Origin of the sequence: Streptomyces sp. NBC_00341 (assembly GCF_041435055.1) — a bacterium.
Lineage (GTDB): Bacteria > Actinomycetota > Actinomycetes > Streptomycetales > Streptomycetaceae > Streptomyces.
In genome coordinates, this window is the sequence record NZ_CP108002.1 from 326,569 (window position 1) to 345,736 (window position 19,168).

Annotated in this window: 15 protein-coding genes; 13 read left to right on the forward strand and 2 right to left on the reverse strand. The window is 71.4% G+C overall.

Annotated elements, in window-relative coordinates:
- Positions 1–99: 99 nt before the first annotated feature.
- On the forward strand, positions 100–1,950 hold the full coding sequence (locus OG892_RS01495; protein ID WP_371628228.1) for a serine hydrolase: 1,851 nt from the start codon (positions 100–102) through the stop codon (positions 1,948–1,950).
- Positions 1,951–1,999: 49 nt separating this feature from the next.
- On the opposite strand, the gene OG892_RS01500 is transcribed toward OG892_RS01495, so the two are convergent.
- Positions 2,000–3,028 (reverse strand): aldo/keto reductase, encoded by a 1,029-nt coding sequence (locus OG892_RS01500; protein ID WP_073738930.1) that lies wholly within the window; start codon positions 3,026–3,028, stop codon positions 2,000–2,002.
- Positions 3,029–3,148: 120 nt separating this feature from the next.
- Between OG892_RS01500 and OG892_RS01505 the strand changes: the two genes are divergently transcribed.
- A complete protein-coding gene (locus OG892_RS01505) occupies positions 3,149–3,772 on the forward strand; it encodes a TetR/AcrR family transcriptional regulator (RefSeq protein ID WP_371628229.1) in 624 nt (207 codons plus the stop codon).
- A gap of 70 nt (positions 3,773–3,842) precedes the next feature.
- Here OG892_RS01505 and OG892_RS01510 read toward each other — a convergent pair whose 3' ends face one another.
- Complete coding sequence (locus OG892_RS01510) at positions 3,843–4,958, reverse strand: LacI family DNA-binding transcriptional regulator (RefSeq protein ID WP_371628230.1); 1,116 nt, start codon at positions 4,956–4,958, stop codon at positions 3,843–3,845.
- Positions 4,959–5,183: 225 nt separating this feature from the next.
- On the opposite strand from OG892_RS01510, the gene OG892_RS01515 reads away from it, so the two are divergent.
- From OG892_RS01515 to OG892_RS01565, 11 genes are all read left to right on the forward strand, one after another.
- Positions 5,184–6,452 carry an ABC transporter substrate-binding protein gene (locus OG892_RS01515; protein ID WP_073738933.1) on the forward strand — a complete coding sequence of 423 codons (1,269 nt, stop codon included), beginning with the start codon at positions 5,184–5,186 and terminating at the stop codon, positions 6,450–6,452.
- Positions 6,453–6,590: 138 nt separating this feature from the next.
- Positions 6,591–7,433, forward strand: coding sequence for a carbohydrate ABC transporter permease (locus tag OG892_RS01520; RefSeq protein ID WP_079193663.1), 843 nt, complete (start codon positions 6,591–6,593; stop codon positions 7,431–7,433).
- Positions 7,420–8,343: a carbohydrate ABC transporter permease gene (locus tag OG892_RS01525; protein ID WP_079193664.1), complete on the forward strand. Its 924-nt coding sequence runs from the start codon at positions 7,420–7,422 to the stop codon at positions 8,341–8,343. The genes OG892_RS01520 and OG892_RS01525 overlap by 14 nt, the downstream gene beginning before the upstream one ends.
- 45 nt (positions 8,344–8,388) lie before the next feature.
- Positions 8,389–9,153, forward strand: a complete 765-nt coding sequence (locus tag OG892_RS01530; protein WP_073738935.1) for an SDR family NAD(P)-dependent oxidoreductase — start codon at positions 8,389–8,391, stop codon at positions 9,151–9,153.
- Entirely contained in the window at positions 9,141–10,928 is a 1,788-nt protein-coding gene (locus tag OG892_RS01535; RefSeq protein ID WP_371628231.1) for a heparinase II/III family protein, read from the forward strand. Before OG892_RS01530 ends, OG892_RS01535 begins: the two co-directional genes overlap by 13 nt.
- A 3-nt stretch (positions 10,929–10,931) precedes the next feature.
- A complete protein-coding gene (locus OG892_RS01540; RefSeq protein WP_371628232.1) occupies positions 10,932–12,911 on the forward strand; it encodes a hypothetical protein in 1,980 nt (659 codons plus the stop codon).
- 3 nt (positions 12,912–12,914) lie between these two features.
- Positions 12,915–13,517, forward strand: coding sequence for a hypothetical protein (locus OG892_RS01545; RefSeq protein WP_371628233.1), 603 nt, complete (start codon positions 12,915–12,917; stop codon positions 13,515–13,517).
- On the forward strand, positions 13,514–14,593 hold the full coding sequence (locus tag OG892_RS01550; RefSeq protein WP_371628234.1) for a DUF1565 domain-containing protein: 1,080 nt from the start codon (positions 13,514–13,516) through the stop codon (positions 14,591–14,593). The genes OG892_RS01545 and OG892_RS01550 overlap by 4 nt, the downstream gene beginning before the upstream one ends.
- Positions 14,581–15,741 (forward strand): GDSL-type esterase/lipase family protein, encoded by a 1,161-nt coding sequence (locus OG892_RS01555; protein ID WP_371628235.1) that lies wholly within the window; start codon positions 14,581–14,583, stop codon positions 15,739–15,741. Before OG892_RS01550 ends, OG892_RS01555 begins: the two co-directional genes overlap by 13 nt.
- Positions 15,742–15,751: 10 nt before the next feature.
- Positions 15,752–18,184 carry a polysaccharide lyase 8 family protein gene (locus OG892_RS01560; RefSeq protein ID WP_371628236.1) on the forward strand — a complete coding sequence of 811 codons (2,433 nt, stop codon included), beginning with the start codon at positions 15,752–15,754 and terminating at the stop codon, positions 18,182–18,184.
- A gap of 4 nt (positions 18,185–18,188) precedes the next feature.
- Positions 18,189–19,163 (forward strand): acetylxylan esterase, encoded by a 975-nt coding sequence (locus tag OG892_RS01565; protein ID WP_371628237.1) that lies wholly within the window; start codon positions 18,189–18,191, stop codon positions 19,161–19,163.
- Positions 19,164–19,168: the final 5 nt, after the last annotated feature.

Below are 19,168 nucleotides of genomic sequence, written 5' to 3' on the forward strand. Positions count from 1 at the left end.
CGGGGCGGCGGAGGGTGACAGTACTCTCTGGTCCGGCAGGAAGTTTCAGGCTCGGAAGAGATTTCGAAAGTTACTTTCACGCAGGGGAAGGGGTTCCGGATGACCGAGGACACGGCGGGCGGAGGCATCAGCCGGCGGAGGCTGGGCGGTGGGATGCTGGCCCTGGGCGGAGCACTCGCCCTGGCGCCGATTCCGTTCGCGGAGCGGGCGTCTGCCACGGAGCCGGAGGCGGGGGTGTCGGACATGCGCGCGGGAACCGCGGCCGGATCAGCGTCCGGGCAGCACCGGCCGACGCTGCGTCGCGGCTCGGCCGCACGGGCCGGGCTGCTCCAGGAGCCGCTGGACCAGCTCGTCACGGAGGCCGAGAGATATCTCGGCGACTCCCCCGAGCACCCCTGGTACGCGGGCGCGGTGCTGCTCGCCGGGCGGGGCGGGACGGTCGCGCTGCACCGGCCGATCGGCAAGGCGGTGCGCTATGCGGCGTACGACGAGAAGACGGACACCGGGGTGGAGTTCCCGCCGGAGCAGCAGATCGCCATGGCCGAGGACACGGTCTTCGACCTGGCGTCGGTCTCGAAGCTGTTCACCTCGATCCTGGCCGTGCAGCAGATCGAACGGGGCACGCTGGAGCTGGAGGCGACGGTCGCCTCGTACCTCCCCGACTTCGCCGGCGGCGGCAAGCAGGACATCACGATCCGTCAGCTCCTCACCCACACCTCGGGCTTCCGCGCCTGGATCCCGCTCTACTCGGCGCCGACCCGGCAGGGGAAGCTGGCGCTGATCTGGAACGAGGTGCCGGCCAGCCCGCCGGGCACGGTGTACCTCTACTCCGACCTCAATCTGATCTCACTCCAGCTGGTGCTGGAGAAGATCACCGGCCGCACCGAGGACGTCCTGCTCCGCGAGCAGATCACCGCTCCGCTCGGGATGCACCGCACCCGTTACAACCCGCCGGCCTCCTGGCGGCCGAACATCGCCGCGACCGAGGACGAGCGGCCGCCGTGGTCCGGCCTCGACCGGGGACTCGTCTGGGGCGAGGTGCACGACGAGAACGCGTACAGCCTCGACGGCGTCGCCGGTCACGCAGGGGTCTTCTCCTGCGCCTGGGACCTGGCGGTCCTCGCCCGCACACTCCTCAACGGCGGGGTCTACGGACGCGCGAGGATCCTCTCCGCCCACTCGGTGGACCTGCTGTTCACCGACTTCAACACGGCGTTCCCCGGCGACGCGCACGGCCTCGGCTTCGAGCTCTACCAGCACTGGTACATGGGGGCGATGGCCACCCCGCGCACCGCGGGCCACACCGGGTTCACCGGCACCAGCCTGGTCCTGGACCCGACGACCGACTCGTTCCTGATCGTGCTCGGCAACTCGGTCCACCCGGTGCGCGACTGGCGCTCCGGCAGCGCGCCGCGCGTCGCCACCGCCAACCAGATGGCGCGCGCCGTCGCGGTCCCGCCCGCCCGGGGCCGTACGGCCTGGTTCTCCGGACTGGCCAGCGCGTCATCGGCCACCCTGGCGCTCCCGCCGCTGGCCCTCGCCTCGTCGCGCGCCCGGCTGAGCTGCGCCCTGTGGTGGGACACCGAGCCGGACTCCGACTTCCTGTTCCTTGAGGGGTCCTCGGACGCCGGGACGAGCTGGCGGCCGGTGCCCTTCAGTACCGTTCCGGCGCCGCAGGACCGGCGGCCCCGGCCGGAACCCCATCCGGCCGGCTCCGTCTCCGGCTGGTCGGGCCGGGTCTGGCACCGGCTGGACGCGGACCTGTCGGCCTGGCACGGCACCGAACTGCGGCTGAGGTGGCGGTACGCCACGGACCAGCTGTACGTCGGCCGCGGGGTCTACGTGGACGCGATCCGCGTCGAGGACGGCGGGCGCACGGTCTTCGACGAGGGCCGGGCGGGCGACGCCCACCGCATCGAGGCGAACGGCTGGGCCCCGTCGGCGAACTGATCCGGTGCGGCCCGCGGCCCGCACCGGGTCCGGGCCGCAGCCGGCCGGATCAGGCGGCGGAGCGCTCGCCGGGCACGCGGCGGCGCAGCGCGGCCTGCCCGATGGCGGGCGGGTCGTAGGCCATGTCGAGCGCCCCGACGTCGGTGCCCGGCGGCACGATGGCGTCGATCCGGTCGAGGACCTCGTCGGTGAGCACGGTCCCCTCACCGGCGAGCAGGTCGTCGAGGTGCTCCATGGTGCGCGGGCCGATGATCGCCGAGGTGACGCCGGGGTGGGCGATGGCGAAGGCCATCGCCAGGTGGGTCAGGGACATCCCCGCCTCTTCGGCGACCGGGATGAGCTGTTCGACCGTGTCGATCCGGCGCTCGTCGCTCAGGTGCTTGTAGCCGCGGGCCGCCCGGACGCTGTCGGTCCCGGCGCCCTTGCGGAAGCGGCCGGTGAGCAGCCCCTGCGCGAGCGGGCTCCAGACCATGGCGCCCATGCCGTAGCGCTCGCAGACGGGCAGCACCTCGCGTTCGATCCCCCGGTTGAGGATCGAGTACGGCGGCTGCTCGGTGCGGAAGCGCTCCAGGCCGCGCCGCTCGGCGGTCCACTGCGCCTCGACGATGTCCGACGCGGGGAAGGTGGAGGAGCCGATGGCGCGGACCTTGCCCGCGCGCACCAGGTCGGTGAGGGCGGAGAGGGTCTCCTCCACGTCGGTGTCGGGGGCGGGCCGGTGGATCTGGAAGAGGTCGACGTGGTCGGTGCCCAGCCTGCGCAGGGAGTCTTCAAGGGCGCGGACCAGCCACCGCCGCGAATTGCCCTGCTGGTTGGGGTCGTCGCCCATCGGGAGGTGGGCCTTCGTGGCCAGCACCACCGTGTCCCGGCGGCCCTTGAGGGCCTTTCCGACGATCTCCTCGGACTCACCGCGCGAGTAGGCGTCGGCGGTGTCGACGAAGTTGACCCCCGCGTCCAGCGCCTTGTGGATGATCCGGACGGATTCGTCGTGATCGCGGTTGCCCGCGGCGCCGAACATCATCGCGCCGAGGCAGTACGGGCTGACCTTGATGCCGGTTCGGCCCAGTGTGCGGTAGTTCATGATTCTCCTCGTACCTTGGCCGGTGCCTGAAAGAGCGCACCCAGGCGCTACGCTGGAACAAACGGAACAGCGTTCGACCTAACGATACGGAACAGCGTTCCGCTTAGCAAGGGGAGCATCGTGCACGAGGACACGGACCGGGAGAGCGGCGCCGGAACGACCGGGGCGCTGCCCGGCAAGCGCCTGCGCGCCGACGCGCGACGCAGCACCGACGCCCTGCTGACGGCGGCCGCGGAGGTCTTCGCCACCTCGGGGGTCGACGCACCCGTACGCCAGATCACCGCCAGGGCGGGCGTGGGGGCCGGCACCCTCTACCGGCACTTCCCGCAGCGCTCCGACCTCATCGCCGCGGTCTTCCGCAACGAGGTCGACGCCTGCGCCGACGCCGCGGAACCCCTCGCGGCGCAGCACAAGCCGGCCGAGGCGCTCGCCGGATGGCTACAGCGCTTCGCGGTCTTCATCGGCACGAAGCGCGGGCTCGGCGCCGCCCTCCACTCGGGCGACCGGGCCTACGACAGCCTGCCCGACTACTTCCAGCAGCGCTTCGTACCCGTACTCGGCGCACTCCTGGACACCGCGGCGCGAGCCGGTGAGATCCGCGCCGACATCGGCCCGGACGACCTGCTGCGCGCCACGGGCAACCTGGCCATGCCCGCCCACGAGGACGGGGAAGGCCATACGCAGCGGATGGTCGCGCTGCTCGTCGACGGGCTGCGCTACGGCGCCCCGCCCCAGGGAGACTGACCGAAGGCCCTTCCCGCCTTCCGGCGCGCGGCGCGGCCGTTCGCAGGCCGCGTCCCGCAAGCCCGCCGGGTCAGCCGCGCGCCCCCGCCGTCGGAGCCGCCGCCTCACCGGTGCGGGCCCGGCTCGCCGGCACCGTCGCTTCCGCGGGCGCCTGCGCGGTCGACTTCCGTACGACGAGCCTCGGCCTGATCAGCAGCGAACGCCCCGCGACCGGCGCGGAGTCGATGCGCGCGCGCAGCTGCTGAAACGTCTCGGCGGCCATCTCCGGCAGCGGCTGGCGGACCGTGGTGAGCGGTGGCTCGAAGAGGTCGGCGAGCAGGATGTCGTCGAACCCGACCACGGAGACGTCCTGCCCGGCGCTGCGCCCGGCGTCCTTCGCGCCCCGGCAGATCCCGATCGCGCACATGTCGTTGATGGCGACGAACGCGGTGGGCGGTCGCGGCCGGCCGAGGAGCTCGCGGGCGGCGTTGCGGCCCAGTTCGGCTGCGTCCTTGTCACCGAACTCGGCGGTGTCGGCGCCGGGCCAGACGATCGCGTCGGCGGGGTCGAGGCCGGCCGACTCCAGGGCGGCCCGGAACCCGCGCAGCCGCTCGCGGCGGTTGACACTGTTGACCGAGCCGGAGACGAACGCCAGCCTGCGGTGTCCCAGCTCAAGCAGGTGACGGGTGGCGAGCTCGGCGCCCATCGCGTTGTCGACGCTGATGGAGGACAGCGAGGGAGGGTCCCCCGCCTGGGCGGTGCGGTCGAACGCGATCATCTTCAGGCCGCGTCCGAGCAGCGGCGCGACATGGTCGAGCGAGGGCAGCGAGGAGCAGAGCACCACGCCGCTCACCCCGTCGGCCAGCAGTTCCTCGCTGTACTTGAGTTCGCGGGCCGGGTCGCGCTCACTGTTGCAGAGCAGTACGTGGTAGCCCTCGGTCAGCGCGATGGCCTCCAGCTCGCGGGCGAGCGACCCCCAGAAGGGGTTGGCGACGGACGGCACGATCAGGCCGATGACCTTGATCCGGCCGGTGCGCAGCATCCGCGCCGCACGGTTGGGCCGGTAGCTGAGCTGCTCGATCACCTGCTCCACGCGGGCCAGGGTGGCCGCCTGCATACGGTCCGTACGCCCGTTGAGGACGTTCGACACGGTGCTCGCGGATACACCCGCGGCCTCCGCGACCTGATGGATCGTTACCCCGCTCATGCCACCTCCGGTTCGGAACGCGTTCAGCCAGACTAGTGTACCGATTTACTGAACTCTCTTCACCGGTACACCTGTTAACTTCCCTGAAAATTGTTGTGCATCAGCTGTTGACGCGCCTCTTGGGGCGTTCCTAGTCTCAGTGCATCGATTTACCAGCGCTTCCCAGCCATGGCCGGGTTGCCATCGCTGGATCGATCCACTGCCTCCACCTCAAAAGGGGTGCCCATGGAACTCAAACGACGGTCGCTGCTCGCCGCCATCGGCGCCGGTACCGCCGCGGCCGCACTCTCCGGCTGCGGCACCGGCTCCTCCGCGGCCGGCTCCGCCGACGGTCCCGCCGAGGGCGAGATCACGCTGCTCACCCCGATCTACGAGGGCGCCGACGGCAAGACGCTGTTGGAGAAGCAGATCCTCGGCGGCTTCCGGAAGAAGTATCCGGACGTCAAGGTGAACGTGGACTACACCACGTACGCGCAGCTCAACGAGAAGATCACCACGGGACTCGCGGGCGGACTGCTGCCCGACGTGCTGATGATGGGCGTCGGCTGGATCCCGCCGTTCGCGGCCAAGAAGGCGATAGCCCCGCTGCCCGAGAAGTTCGCCACCGCGCACGACTACGAGAAGCGGGTGCTGGAGCCCTCCCGCTACGACGGCAAGCTGTACGCCCTGCCGGTGGTGCTCGACACCCGCATCGTCGTCTACCGCAAGGACCACTTCGCCGAGGCCGGGATCAAGAAGACACCGGCCAACTGGGCGGAGCTGCGGGCCATCGCCAAGCAGCTGACGAAGAGCGGCCGGATCGGTTTCGACCCGTTCTCCATCGATCTGCGGCAGTGCTGGGAGACCTTCCTCTTCGCCAACGGCGGTCAGCTGTTCAGCGAGGACGGCAAGAAGGTGCTGTTCACCGACAGCCGGGGCGTCGAGGCGCTGCAGTTCTTCAAGGACCTGTCGAAGGACGGTTCCGCCGACTACACGAAGAAGACGGACGCCGGTGCACCGTCGAACGTCCAGACCGGCAAGGCGTCGATGATGATGACGACCAGCGCCCTGTGGGAACAGTGCCGTGAGCAGTCGCCGGACCTCCTGAAGAACGACACGCTCGGCTGCTTCGTCCTCGCCAACCGCAAACCCGCGATGCTCCAGGGCGGCACCCTGGTCTCGCAGTCGGCGACTTCCAAGCACCCCGCGGCGGCCCGTGCGCTGGTGGAGTACCTCTCCACCCCGGAGTCGATCCTGGGCGCGGCCAAGCAGCGCGGTTCCGTGCCGGGGCTCAAGGACCTCAACGAATCCGGCTATGTGAAGGAGAACAAGTTCGTCGATCTCTCGCTGCAGAACATGAGCGCCGCGCGCTCGGAGGGCGGCACGGCCGCGTGGATGGAGATCCGCGAGAAGATCAAGCCGACCCTTGAGCCCGCGATCGTGGGCGGACAGTCCGCGAAGGACGCCATCGCGGAACTCGGCCGGCTGGCCGAGGCCGCCATCGGCCGGATGTGAGGCGTCACTGTGGGAGCTGTATCCGTACTGAAGGCACGGCCCGCGCGGCCTCCTTCCCCGACTGAGCACAGCGCACCGGCGACCCGGCGGTCGCGCAGGACCCCGACGGGCCCCGGGCGTCGCAGGCGACGGGCCGGCATGCTCATGGTGGCGCCCGCCCTGCTGCACGCCTCCCTCTGGATCGGGCTGCCGGTCATCGCCGCGGTCGTCCTGGCCTTCACCAAGTACGACGTGCTGACGCCGCCGCAGTTCGTGGGGTTCGACAACTTCCGGGACATGCTGGACGACGCGGTGTTCCGCAAGTCCATCGTGAACACCGTCATCTACACCTTCTTCACCGTGCCGTTCGGCATGGCGCTGGGGCTGCTGATGGCGCTCGCCCTGCACACGGGGCTCAAGGCGCGGGGTGTCTTCCGCACCGCGATCTTCCTGCCGCAGGTCACCGCGACGGTCGCCATCGCCCTGGTCTGGCTGTGGATCTACAACCCGGGCAACGGGCTGTTCAACACCCTGCTGTCGTTCGTGGGCATCCAGGGGCCGGCCTGGCTCTCCTCGACCTCATGGGCGATGCCGTCGGTGATCCTGGTCGGCATCTGGCAGGGCATCGGCATGAAGATGCTCATCTACTTGGCCGCGCTGCAGTCCCTGCCGAAGGAGCTGTACGAAGCGGCCTCGGTGGACGGCGCCTCGAAGGTCCGGCAGTTCTTCTCGATCACCCTGCCGCTGCTGAAACCGGCGACGTTCTTCGTGCTCATCACCTCGATGATCAACGCGTTCCAGTCCTTCGACCAGATCTACATCCTGACCGACGGCGGACCGGCCAACAGCACCACGATGATGACGTATGAGATCTACAAGTCCGCCTTCCGGGAGTTCCGCGTCGGCTACGCCTGCGCCCAGTCCCTGGTGCTGTTCGTCCTGCTGATGGGCTTCACCCTGGTCAACCGGCGGATCATGGGAGGCACCCGTGGCCACAGCTGAGCTGCACAAGTCCGGGGCCCTGCGTCCGCCCCGGCCCGCCGCGAAGGGCAACCGCCGCTCCGCCGGCCGGATCGCGCTGTTCCTGACGCTCTGCGTCGTCTCGCTGCTGATGGTGGTGCCGTTCGTCTGGATGGTGCTGACCTCACTCAAGACGCCCGTGGAGATCGCGTCGCAGGACGCCGGACTGCTGCCGGAGCACTGGGAGTTCGGCAACTACGTCGACGCGCTGAAGGCCGCGCCCTTCGCCACGTACGCCCGCAACAGTTTCATCATCGCGTTCAGCCACACCCTCATCAACGTCCTGGTGGCGTCGATGGCGGGGTACTCACTGGCCCGGATCAGGTTCCGGGGCAGCGAGGTCATCTTCTACCTGTTCATCGCGGCGCTGATGATCCCGACGTACACCAAGGTGCTGCCGGAGTTCCTGATCGTCCGCTTCATGCCGCTGGCCGGTGGCAACGACCTCTTCGGCCAGGGCGGCAGCGGCTGGCTGGACTCCTGGTGGGCGCTCATCGTGCCCGGCGCGGTCACCCCGTTCGCCGTCTTCCTCTTCCGGCAGTTCTACCTGGACCTTCCGGTGGAGCTGGAGGAGGCCGCCCGGCTCGACGGGCTCGGAGAGTTCCGGATCTACTCCAGGATCATGTCCCCGCAGGTCAAGCCGGCCTTCATCACCGTGGCGCTGCTGACCTTCGAGTCCTCCTGGAACAACTTCCTGTGGCCGTTGCTGGTGACCCATTCGGACAACCTCCGGGTGATCCAGGTCGGGCTCTCCGTCTTCAAGACCGAGAACGGCACCCAGTGGCACTTCCTGATGGCGGGCACCACGCTCGCCACCCTGCCCATGGTCGTTCTCTTCCTCATCGGCCAGCGCTATTTCGTGCAGGGCTTCGCAACCGCCGGTCTCAAGTGACCGGTCCCGGTCCCGAGTGGCCGGATATCGAAAGGTTTACCCCCCATGTCTGCTGATCTCCAAGGTTCCCGCGCGCTGGTGACCGGAGCGGGCCACGGCATCGGCCGTGCCATCGCCGTCGCCCTCGCGGAGGCCGGCGCCGATGTCGCCGTCCACTACCACTCCTCCGCGGAGGAGGCCGCGAAGACGGTCTCCGAGATCGAGGCGCTGGGCCGCCGGGCCAAGGCGTTCCAGGCCGATGTGACGGTGACGTCCGAGGTGGACCGGTTCGTCGAGGAGGCGACCGGATTCCTCGGCGGCCTGGACGTCCTGGTCTGCAACGCCGGCCATCTGATCGGCCGGGAGAAGATCGCCGAGATGTCGGACGACCACTTCGACCAGGTCATCTCGACCAATCTGACCTCGACGTTCCGCACCGTGCGGGCCGCCCTGCCGCATCTCACGAAGTCGTCGGCCGGGCGCGTCATCACCATGGCCTCGCTGGCCGCGCACAACGGCGGCGGCCCCGGCTCGGTCGCCTACGCGGCGGCCAAGGCCGGAGTCGTCGGCTTCACCAAGGGCCTGGCCAAGGAGCTGGGCGGCACCGGCATCACGGTGAACGCCGTGGCCCCCGGCTTCATCAAGGGCACCGCCTTCCACGACACGTTCACCGCGCCCCAGGCGCAGCAGGCGATGGAGGCGGGCATCCCGGTGGGCCGGGCCGGCACTCCGCAGGACGTCGGCTCTGCCGTCGTCCACCTCGCGTCGCCCGCGTCCGGCTTCCTGACCGCCACCACGGTGGACATCGACGGTGGCGTGTGGCCGCGTTGAGGCGGATCGCCCGGGAGCGGGGCGGCTGGTGGCACGCGTACGTGTGCCCGGCGCACGGGGTGGAGCTGGATCACGGCGATGTGCTCGGCGGGGTGTTCCCCGAGGGCGGCGCGCGCTGCGCGTACGGCTGCCGGGTGGACGACGAGGCGGTGCGCGGTGCCTGGCTGGTGCTGTCGCACCAGGCGTGGGCGCGGCATCTGCGGGTGCTCGCCCACCGCGGCGAGCGCGCGGAGGCGGTGGCCCGGCTCGTCGAGTACGCGGGTCTGTACGAGGAGCTGGCCACCGCCCAGCACGGCGAGGCGCAGGGCTGGATGCTGCGCGGCCGGCTCTTCCACCAGGCGCTGACCGACGCGATCTGGGCGGTGAACATCGGCCACGCGGTCAGCACGCTGGCCGAGCACGGCACGGTTGATCTGGCTGAAGTGCTGCCGCTGCTGGACGCGTTGGAGCGGTCGGCTCTGGACGCCCGGAACGTGCTGACCGGAAAGGGGCAGCTCGCCTCGAACTACACCGCGTGGCTCAATGCCGCGGGGGTGGCCGCCGGTCGCGGCGCCGCCGCGGCACGCGGGCAGGAGTGGGACGGCGGCAAGGAGTGGCTGGAGGGCGAGCACGGCCTGTACGCGCATCTGCGGGTCGCGGTCGCGCAGGACGGCTGGGAGTGGGAGGGCAGCACCTACTACCACGGGTTCGTGCTGCGGGCGGCGCTGCTCGCGCTGCGCGGGACCGATCCGGCGGCCGTCCCGGCCGATGTGGTGGGTGTGCTGGCCGGGATGACGGACGTGCTGGCGACGATCGCGACACCTGGCGGCATTCTGCCGGCGCTGCACGACGGCCCGTATCTGCGCGGCCCGCTCGCGCTGGAGTGGCTCGAACTGGTGGCGCTGGCGCAGCAGTTGGTGCCTTCCGCCGCACTGGAGGCGGTGGCCGGGCGGGCCCGTGCCGAGCTCGGTGACGCGGACGACGGTCTCGACCGGGAGCTGGGCGGCTGGTTCACCGGCCCGCCGCTGCCGGAGCGGGCCGCGCCCGGCGCGCTGACGGTGTTCGGCTCCGCGGGGTACGGGGTGCTGCGGGTCGCGGGCATCCACGCGCTGCTGGACTTCGGCCCGCACGGCGGTTCGCACGGCCACCGGGACAAGCTGTCTCTTTATCTCTACGGCGATACGACTCCGTGGCAGCCCGACCCGGGTCAGGTGCCCTACGCCCACGCCGAGTTCCGTGATCTGTACGCATCGACCGAGGCGCATCCGGCGTTCCGGGTGGACGGCGGCGAGCAGACCGAGTGCACGGGCACGCTGCTGCACTCGGACGACCGCTCGGTGACCGCGGAGGTGACCACCGCGTACGAGGGGGTGCGCGCGGTCCGGCGGATCGTGGCGGGCGACGGCTTCCTGGTGGACCTGCTGACCGTGACCGCCGGCCAGGACCGGCGCATCACCGCGCAACTGCGCCCCGGTACCGCCCTGGACGTCCAGTCTCAGGGGGCCGGCCCGGTGCGCACCACCTGGTACGGCGACGAGACGCTGCACGGCTGGCACACGCACCTCGCCGGGGTGCCGGTGCGCCCGGTGAGCACCCCGGGTCCCGGCCCGGCCGACGACCCCCAGCGGGTGCGGACCCGGGTCGACTTCACGGCCGTCACCGACCGGGTCACCTTCGCCTCGGTGTACCAGGCCGGGTCCGCCGGTCCCGCCGTCACCGACGTGACACTGGCGCAGGACGGGCTGACGGTCCGGCTCGCGGACGGCAGCACCACACGGTTCCGATCGGAGGACTGACCCTTGTTGCTCTCGGCGACCCCGCCGACAGGCCCGCGCCCCGCACAGGAGGCCCGGCTGTACGAGGAGGCTGCCCGTCACCGCGGGCTGACCCCGCCCCGTACGCACCCGCTGGCCAGCATCACCTGGCTGGGCCCCGCGGCGTCCAACCCGGCGCTGGCCTACCGGGTGGGCGGCGATCCGGCCCATCTGGCGGAGAGCCGGCGGTGGATCGAGGCCGCGGTGCGGCTGCCCCACTGGGGCAAGGCCCATATGCCGGACCACGATCTGGACGCCGGCTGGCTGCTGCACCACCTGGCCCTCGCGTACAAGTGGATCGGGGACGAGCTGCCGGACGGGGTACGGGCGCTGCTGCGGTACAAGCTGCTGCTCCAGGGGCGGCGGATGTACGAGTACGCGGTGGCGAGCGAGGGCAGCTGGTGGTCCTCCTCGTACTGGCAGAACCACAACTGGATCTGCTACGCGGGGCTGGCGACGGCCGGGTACGTGCTGGGCAAGGAGGAGTGGACCGAGCGCGCGAAGGACAACCTCGGGACCGTGCTCGACCTGATGCCGGAGGACGGCTCGCACGCGGAGGGCGTCGTGTACTGGCGCTACGGCGTGCCCTTCCTAGCCATCCACCTCGACCTCCTGAAGGAGGCCGAGGGCATCGACTGGTGGGACCGCGGCGGGTTCATGTCCCACACGTTCCGCTACCGGCTGCACCAGACCGCGCCCGGCTTCGCGTTCAACGTCGACCACGGTGACTGCCACGACCGGCGCAGCGGCCACAGCGCCGGTCTGTACTACCGCCTCGGGGCGCAGTACGGCATCCCGGAGGCCCAGTGGATGGGTGATCTGGCCTCGGGCGAGCTGCTGTGGAAGGAGGCGGCCGAGAGCGGTGTGCGGCCGGGCATCCTGCCGGAGGCCTACCTCGAATACCTCTGGTACGACCCGTCCGTGGCGGCCGCGAGGCCCACCGAGACCCGGGCGTTCTTCCCGGACCTGGGGCTGCTGGCCGCGCGTACCGGATGGGACGAGGACGCCACCCTGGTCTCGTTCAAGGCGAGCCCCGGCGGGGGCCACCGGGCCTGGGAGACGGCCGCGAAACACCGGGCAGAGAAGGGCTGGGAGACCCTCAACCAGGGCCACCACCACCCCGATTCGGGCTCGTTCGTGCTGGTCTCGCAGGGCGCGTTCCTCGCGGTGGACGAGGGCTACAGCAACCGCAAGAAGGCCGCGCACCACAATCTGCTGCTGGTGGACGGGCAGGGGTACGCGGACGAGGACCGGTACCACGTGTACCGCGACATCCCCTTCGAACGGCAGGCCAGGCAGCGCGATGTGCTGGTGTCCCCCGACTGCGGATGGGCGCACGCGACGGCGGAGATCGCCGCGATGTACGACCCCGCGCTCGGGGTGCGGAGGCTGGACCGGACGCTGGTGTTCACCCCGTCGGGCCGGCTGGTGCTGCTCGACCTCGCGGAGGCGGACGCGGCACGTGAGTGGACGTTCCTGCTCCAGACCGACGGGCCCACACAGGCCCAGCCCGACGGCAGCCGGCTGATCCGGTCGGGGGACGCCTGCGCGCGGGTGCGGCAGTTCGCGCCCGCCGACGGCCGGACCGTCAGCGAGGTCACCGAGGTGGTGGCCAATCCGACGTCCAGCACGCCGGAGCTCAGCCTCACCCGGACCCTGCACACGCTGCGTTCGACGACCGCCAGGTCCGCCGAGGGGCTGTTCCTCACGGCGATCGGCCCGCAGACGGGGGCGGACGCCGCTCAGGTCCCCTGTGCGGCGGGGCACGGGGTGACGTTCGGTACGGAGACCGTGCTGCTCTCCCCCGTCGCCCGCCGGATCCGTACCGAAGGCGTCGGCGCCGACGCCGCGGCCGTACTGCTCACCGCGGACGGCGCCCCGTACGTGGTGGCGGCCACCCGGCTCGAACTGGACGGCGAGGTCGTCCTCGACGTGGCGGAACCGTACACAGGAAAGGTCGGCTGACCCATGCAGGCAACTCTCTCGTCCAACTGGCCGACGCTGCTGCGGCGGCTGGAGTTCGTGGCCTACCCGGCCGCCGCCGGCGCCGCGTTCATCGTGCTGTCGCTGGGGGTGGTCACCTGGCTGCCCGCGCTCGCCGCGATGGCGCACGGTCTCCAGCGGTGGCGGGCCGAGGGAGACAGCCACTGCTTCGCCAACACCTTCGCGTCCTTCCCCCGGTACTGGCGCTCCCTGTGGCGGCACGGACTGGCCTCAACTGCGGCGGCCACCGTCCTGACCGCCAACATCGTCTACCTGCTGGGCCGTTCGGAGCCGTGGACGTTTGTGCTGCTCGCCGCCCAGGCGGGCATCGCGGCCGCCCTGGTCATCCACCACGTGGCGCTCGCGGCCGAGGCCGGCCGGACGCCCGGCGGGACCCTCCGCGACTGGACCCGCCGCGCGCTGGCGCTCGGCTTCGGCTCGGCCGCCCGGGGCACCGCCCTGCTCGGTGCGGTGGTCTCCGCCGTACTGCTCTCTCTCGTCGTACCGCTCGGGCCACTGCTTCTCGGCCCGAGCATCCCCGTACTGCTCGCTCTGTCCTTCGCTGATCCCAGGAGGCACACCTCATGAGCCACGCACTGCGCACCACCCTCGTCGCCGCACTCGCGGTCGGTACCCCGCTCGCCCTCGCCCCGCCGTCGGTGGCCGCTACGACCGCCACCTCCTACTACGTGTCACCGTCCGGCAGCGACACCAACTCCGGTACGTCGGCGGGGTCCCCGTTCGCCACGATCCAGAAGGCCCTCGACCTGGCGCCAACGGGCGCGGTGGTCAACCTCGCCGCCGGCACGTACAAGCAGGACGTCGTCACCAAGCGCGCCGGGGTCACCCTCACCGGACCGTCGAACGCGGTGGTGAAGGGCGCCGGAGACACCCGGATCATCCAGGTGCAGCACGACTCGACGACGCTCAGCGGATTCACCGTGGACGGGCTGCACGGCTCGTCCACCGATGTGTCGGGGTACCGCCTCAAGCTCATCTATGTCATGAGCACGACTCCGGGGAACGGGGTGGGCGGTCTGCGCATCACCGATATGACCCTCAAGAACGCGGCGGACGAATGCCTGCGGGTGCGCTACCTGGTGACCGGCGCCGAGATCTCCGGCAACACGATCACGGACTGCGGTGTCGCGGACTTCAAGTTCGGCGGCGGCGGCAAGAACGGCGAGGGGATCTACCTCGGCACGGCCCCCGAGCAGCAGGGCGCGAACGGCGCCCCGGACGCGGCCCCCGACATCAGCCGCGACAACCGCATCCACCACAACACGATCGCTACCCGGGGCAACGAGTGCGTCGACGTGAAGGAGAACTCGACCAACAACTACGTCGAGTACAACGACTGCAGCGAGCAGCAGGACCCCAGCTCCGGCGGGCTCGACGCACGCGGCAGCGGCAACATCTTCCGCTACAACACCATCCACGACAACGTCGGCTCGGGCATCCGGCTCGGCGGTGACACGGCGACCGACGGCACCGCGACCAGCATCTACGGCAATACCATCACCGGCAACGCGGGCGGCGGCATCAAGTTCATGCGCACCCCGCAGGGCCCCGTCTGCACCAACACGATGAGCGGTAACACCGGTGGCGACGCGGTCGGCACCTACGGCAGCGAGTACGCCCCGACCGGCGCGTGCCCGCAGTGAGCGGCCGGGGGCCCGCGAGACGCGGGGTACTGACGGCCGCGGCCGGACTGGCCGTCGTCGCGGTGGCGGCGCCGGGTGCGCACGCCGCCGAAGGCACGGGCGGGGACGCGCGCCGCTCACGCTGGACGACCTCCTGGGCAACGGCTCAGACCGCGCCGACCGACACCGACCCGGTGGCGAGCGCCGGGCTGACCGGCGGCACGTTCACCGCGCACGTGCGGCTGTCTGCGGGCGGGCAGGTGCGGCTGCGCTACGGGCACGCCTTCGGCACGGTACCCGTACTCATCGGCCCGGTGACGGCGGGCGGCAGGCCCGTGACGTTCGGCGGGCAGCGGCAGGCGTGGCTCGCCGCGGGCGCCTCGCTGACCAGTGACGCGGTCGCCGGACTGCGGGCAGCGGAGGGCTCCCTGCTGACCGTGCGTACCGAACTGCCCGGCCCCACCGGGCCGTTGTCCTTCCACCGCAACACCCATGCCTCGCACGACGTCGACGGGGAGCGCACCACTTCGGTGTACCTGCTGACCGGCGTGGAGGTGACGGGCGCGCACGGGCCGGTGGTCGCGGTGCTCGGTGACTCCATCGCGGAGGGCGTCGGCACGCCGGACGACTCCGGTCTGCGCTGGCCGGACCAGCTCGCCCGGCGGCTGCCCGGCTCCGCGGTCGCGGATCTCGGGATCAGCGGCAACCGGGTGCTGCTGGACGACGCCCGGTTCGGCCCCGGCGGACAGGCCAGGTTCGACCGCGATGTGCTGTCGCTCCCCGGGCTGCGGACCGTCCTGGTCCACCTCGGCGTCAACGACCTCCAGCAGCCGCCGAGCCAGACGGACCCCGCGCTCGTCCTGGCCGGCTACCGGCAGCTGGTGCTGCGCTCACGGGACGCCGGGCTGCGGGCGGTTGGCGCGACCATCGCCCCGTTCGGGGGCTGGACCCGCTGGACGCCCGAGCTGGAGACGGTGCGGCTGCGGATCAACGCTGCGGTGCGGACCGGCCGCGTCTTCGACGCCGTGGCCGACTTCGACGCGGCGCTGCGTGACCCGGACCACCCGGAGCGGCTGCGGACCGCGTACGACAGCGGCGACGGGCTCCACCCCAACCCTTCCGGCCATGCGGCGCTCGCCGCGGCCGTCGACCGCCGACACCTTCTGTGAGGGCAGCGCCATGAACCCAGGCACCACCCCCGGCACCAACGGCACCACCACCCGCCGCACCGTCCTGGCGGGCGCGGCGGCCCTCGGCGCGGCGGTCGCCCTGCCGCTCGTGCTCCCGGCGTCCGGGGCACAGGCCGCCGCAGCGGACCCGGTCGACGACGCCGCCTCGCTGCGCACCCGGTGGCACACCCTGTTGACCGGCGGCCCCGGTCTCGACCTGACGGACCCGCAGATCGCCGCCGCCGTGGCCCGGACCGGCAAGGCCGCGACGACCTCCGCCAAGGGGCTGGACCCCTCGCGTACCGACGGGCTGTTCCCGGACCTGACCAGCACCACGCTCTCCAACCACGTCACCACCTCGTTCAAGCGGCTCGCCACGGTCGCGACCGCCTGGGCCGTACCCGGCACCCCGCAGTACGGCGACACCGCGTTGCGCGATCTGCTGCTGGCGGGCATCGACTGGATGCTGACCAACCGCTACGGCCCCGAGCACACCCGGTTCGACAACGACTGGGACTGGGAGATCGGCTCCGCGCTCGCGCTCAACGACGCGACGGTGCTGCTGTACGACGCGCTGGGCGCCGAGCGGCTCGCCCGGATCACCGCGGCCGTCCTGCACTACACGCCCGACCCGAACCTGTGGCGGGCCGACCGGCAGATCGCGACCGGCGCCAACCGGGTGTGGATCTCCACCGTCGTCGCCGTGAACGCGGTGCTGCGCGACAGCGGGGACGACCTGGCCCGGGTCCGTGACGCTCTTTCGGACGTCGAGGGTTCGGGCGCCAACAGCGTCCTCGCGTACAACGACGCGAGCGCGGCGGCCGAGGGAACCGGCGAGGGCTTCTACTCCGACGGCTCCTTCCTCCAGCACTACAAGCACCCGTACAACGGCGGCTACGGCAAGGAGCTGCTCAACAACCTCTCGCGGCTGCTGAACCTGCTGGCCGGTACGGCGTGGACGGTCACCGATCCCGACCTGGACAACGTGCGCGGCTGGGTCGACGAGGGCTTCGATCCGCTGCTGGCACGCGGTGACGTGATGGCGTCGGTGTGCGGGCGCGAGATCGCCCGCCCGAGCAAGCAGGGCCACGTCTCGGCGCAGACGGTCATCGAGGCGGTGGTCCGGCTGATCCCGGGCTTCCCCGGCGAGACCGCGGACCGGTTCACCGCCCTGGTCAAGCAGTGGATCGCCGAGGACACCTACCGGGACTTCCTCGCCGTCACCGACCTCGCCTCGCTCGTCGCCGCCCGGCAGGTCATGGCCTCTTCCGTACCGGCGCGCGGTCCGCTGGTCGCCCACAAGCAGCACCCCAGAATGGACAAGGCGGCCCACCACCGCCCCTCGTTCGCGCTCGGCATCTCCGCGTACTCGTCCCGGATCTACAACTACGAGTCGATCCAGAACGAGAACCTGCACGCCTGGCACCTCTCCGACGGCATGGTGCTCCTCTACACGGACGACCTCGGCCACTACAGCGAGGACTACTGGCCGACGGTCGACCCGGCGCGGCTGCCCGGCACCACGGTCATCGCGGGCCGGCCCGCCGACGCCGCGGGGCAGCGCACCACCAGCACCGCCGACTGGGCGGGCGGCGCCGCGCTGCCGGGCACGACGCTCGGCGCGTACGGCATGGAGCTCCGGGCGTTCGGCAGTTCGCTGCAGGGCCTGAAGAGCTGGTTCTGCCTGGACGACGTCATCGCGTGCGTCGGTTCCGGCATCACCGCCGACGCCGGTACGGCCGAGACGGTCGTGGAGAACCGCAAGCTGCGCGACCCGGCGGCGGCCCTGCTCGTGAACGGCGAGGCCGCCCCCTCCGACACCGGCTGGTCGGCGCGGCTGGACGGGGTGCGGTGGCTGCACGTCGCCGGGACCGGCGGATACGTCTTCCCGGAGCCCGTCACCGTGCACGGACTGCGCGAGGACCGGACCGCGACCTGGCGCGAGATCAACCTCAAGTACGGCACGGACACCTCCGTCACCCGCCCCTATCTGACGCTGTGGCAGGACCACGGAACCGCACCGGGCGGGGCCGGCTACTTCTGGCTGCAGGCCCCGGCTGCGTCCGCGGAGCGCACGAAGCAGTGGTCGTCCGCGCCCCCGGTGACCCTGGTCGCGGACTCCACCGCCGTGCACGCGGTACGCCGCGGCGCGGACGGACTGCTCGCCGCGAACTTCTGGGCGGCGGGCACCGCCCAGGAACTCACCGCGGACGGTCCGGCCTCGGTCCTGGTCAGGCCCGAGGGGAAGACGGTGACCGTCTCCCTCTCCGACCCGACCCAGCTGCGGTCCTCCGTCGTGCTGGACCTGGCGCTGCGGGGGCTGACCGTGGTCTCCGCAGAGCCGGGTGTGAGCGCCGCACCGTCCGGCAGCGGCATCCGGATCACCGCCGACACCGCCGGACGCCACGGCGCAACCCTCAACCTCACCCTGAAGAGGAGCTAGACCCTTGCTGTTCGACATGCCACTGGACCGGCTGCGCGACTACCGGCCGGAGCCGGAGGAGCCGGCCGACTTCGACGCCTTCTGGGAGAAGACCCTCACCGAGACGTCCAGGCACGAACTGGACGCCGAGTTCGTCCCGTACGACGCCGGATTCGCCACCGTCGACGTCTTCGACGTGACGTTCAACGGCTGGGGCGGACAGCCGGTGAAGGCGTGGCTGATGCTGCCCAGGGCCCGCTCCGGTCCGCTGCCCGCCGTGGTGCAGTACATCGGCTACAACGGCGGCCGGGGCATCCCGTACTCCTGGCTCACCTGGAGCGCGCTCGGCTACGCGCACCTGATCATGGACAACCGGGGTCAGGGCGGCGGCGGCAAGAACACCGCCGACACCGTGGACATCGGGCCCGACGGCAACGGCTCCTCCTCCCCCGGCTTCCTGACCCGGGGCATCGAGGACCCCTACCGGCACTACTACCGCCGGCTCATCACGGACGCGGTGCGGGCGGTCGACGCCGTGAAGGCGCACGACGCGGTGGACGCCTCACGCGTCGCGGTGCTGGGCGGCAGCCAGGGCGGCGGCCTCGCGCTCGCCGTGGCCGGGCTGCGGGACGATGTCGTGGCGACCGTCGCCGATGTGCCGTTCCTCTGCCACTACCGGCGCGCCTCGCAGATCACGGACGCGGGTCCGTACGCGGAGATCGCGCGCTGGCTGTCCGGGCACCGGTTCCGGATCGACGAGGCGATGGAGACCCTGTCCTACTTCGACGGGGTGAACTTCGCGGCGCGGGCCACCGCCCCGGCGTGGTTCTCGGTGGGCCTGATGGACAAGGTCTGCCCGTCGTCCACGGTGTTCGCCGCCTACCACCGCTACGCGGGCCCGGCCGAGATCGAGGTGTTCACGTACAACGGCCACGAGGGCGGCGCGGAGTACGACCTGCCGCGCAAGATCGCGGCCCTGCGCGGCGCGTTCGGGCGGTAGCGCTA

Coding starts and splice junctions, on each gene's coding strand:
- OG892_RS01495 (WP_371628228.1), top strand. CDS start 100: ATGACCGAGGACACGGCGGGCGGAGGCATCAGCCGGCGGAGGCTGGGC.
- OG892_RS01500 (WP_073738930.1), bottom strand. CDS start 3,028: ATGAACTACCGCACACTGGGCCGAACCGGCATCAAGGTCAGCCCGTAC.
- OG892_RS01510 (WP_371628230.1), bottom strand. CDS start 4,958: ATGAGCGGGGTAACGATCCATCAGGTCGCGGAGGCCGCGGGTGTATCC.
- OG892_RS01515 (WP_073738933.1), top strand. CDS start 5,184: ATGGAACTCAAACGACGGTCGCTGCTCGCCGCCATCGGCGCCGGTACC.
- OG892_RS01520 (WP_079193663.1), top strand. CDS start 6,591: ATGCTCATGGTGGCGCCCGCCCTGCTGCACGCCTCCCTCTGGATCGGG.
- OG892_RS01530 (WP_073738935.1), top strand. CDS start 8,389: ATGTCTGCTGATCTCCAAGGTTCCCGCGCGCTGGTGACCGGAGCGGGC.
- OG892_RS01545 (WP_371628233.1), top strand. CDS start 12,915: ATGCAGGCAACTCTCTCGTCCAACTGGCCGACGCTGCTGCGGCGGCTG.
- OG892_RS01550 (WP_371628234.1), top strand. CDS start 13,514: ATGAGCCACGCACTGCGCACCACCCTCGTCGCCGCACTCGCGGTCGGT.
- OG892_RS01560 (WP_371628236.1), top strand. CDS start 15,752: ATGAACCCAGGCACCACCCCCGGCACCAACGGCACCACCACCCGCCGC.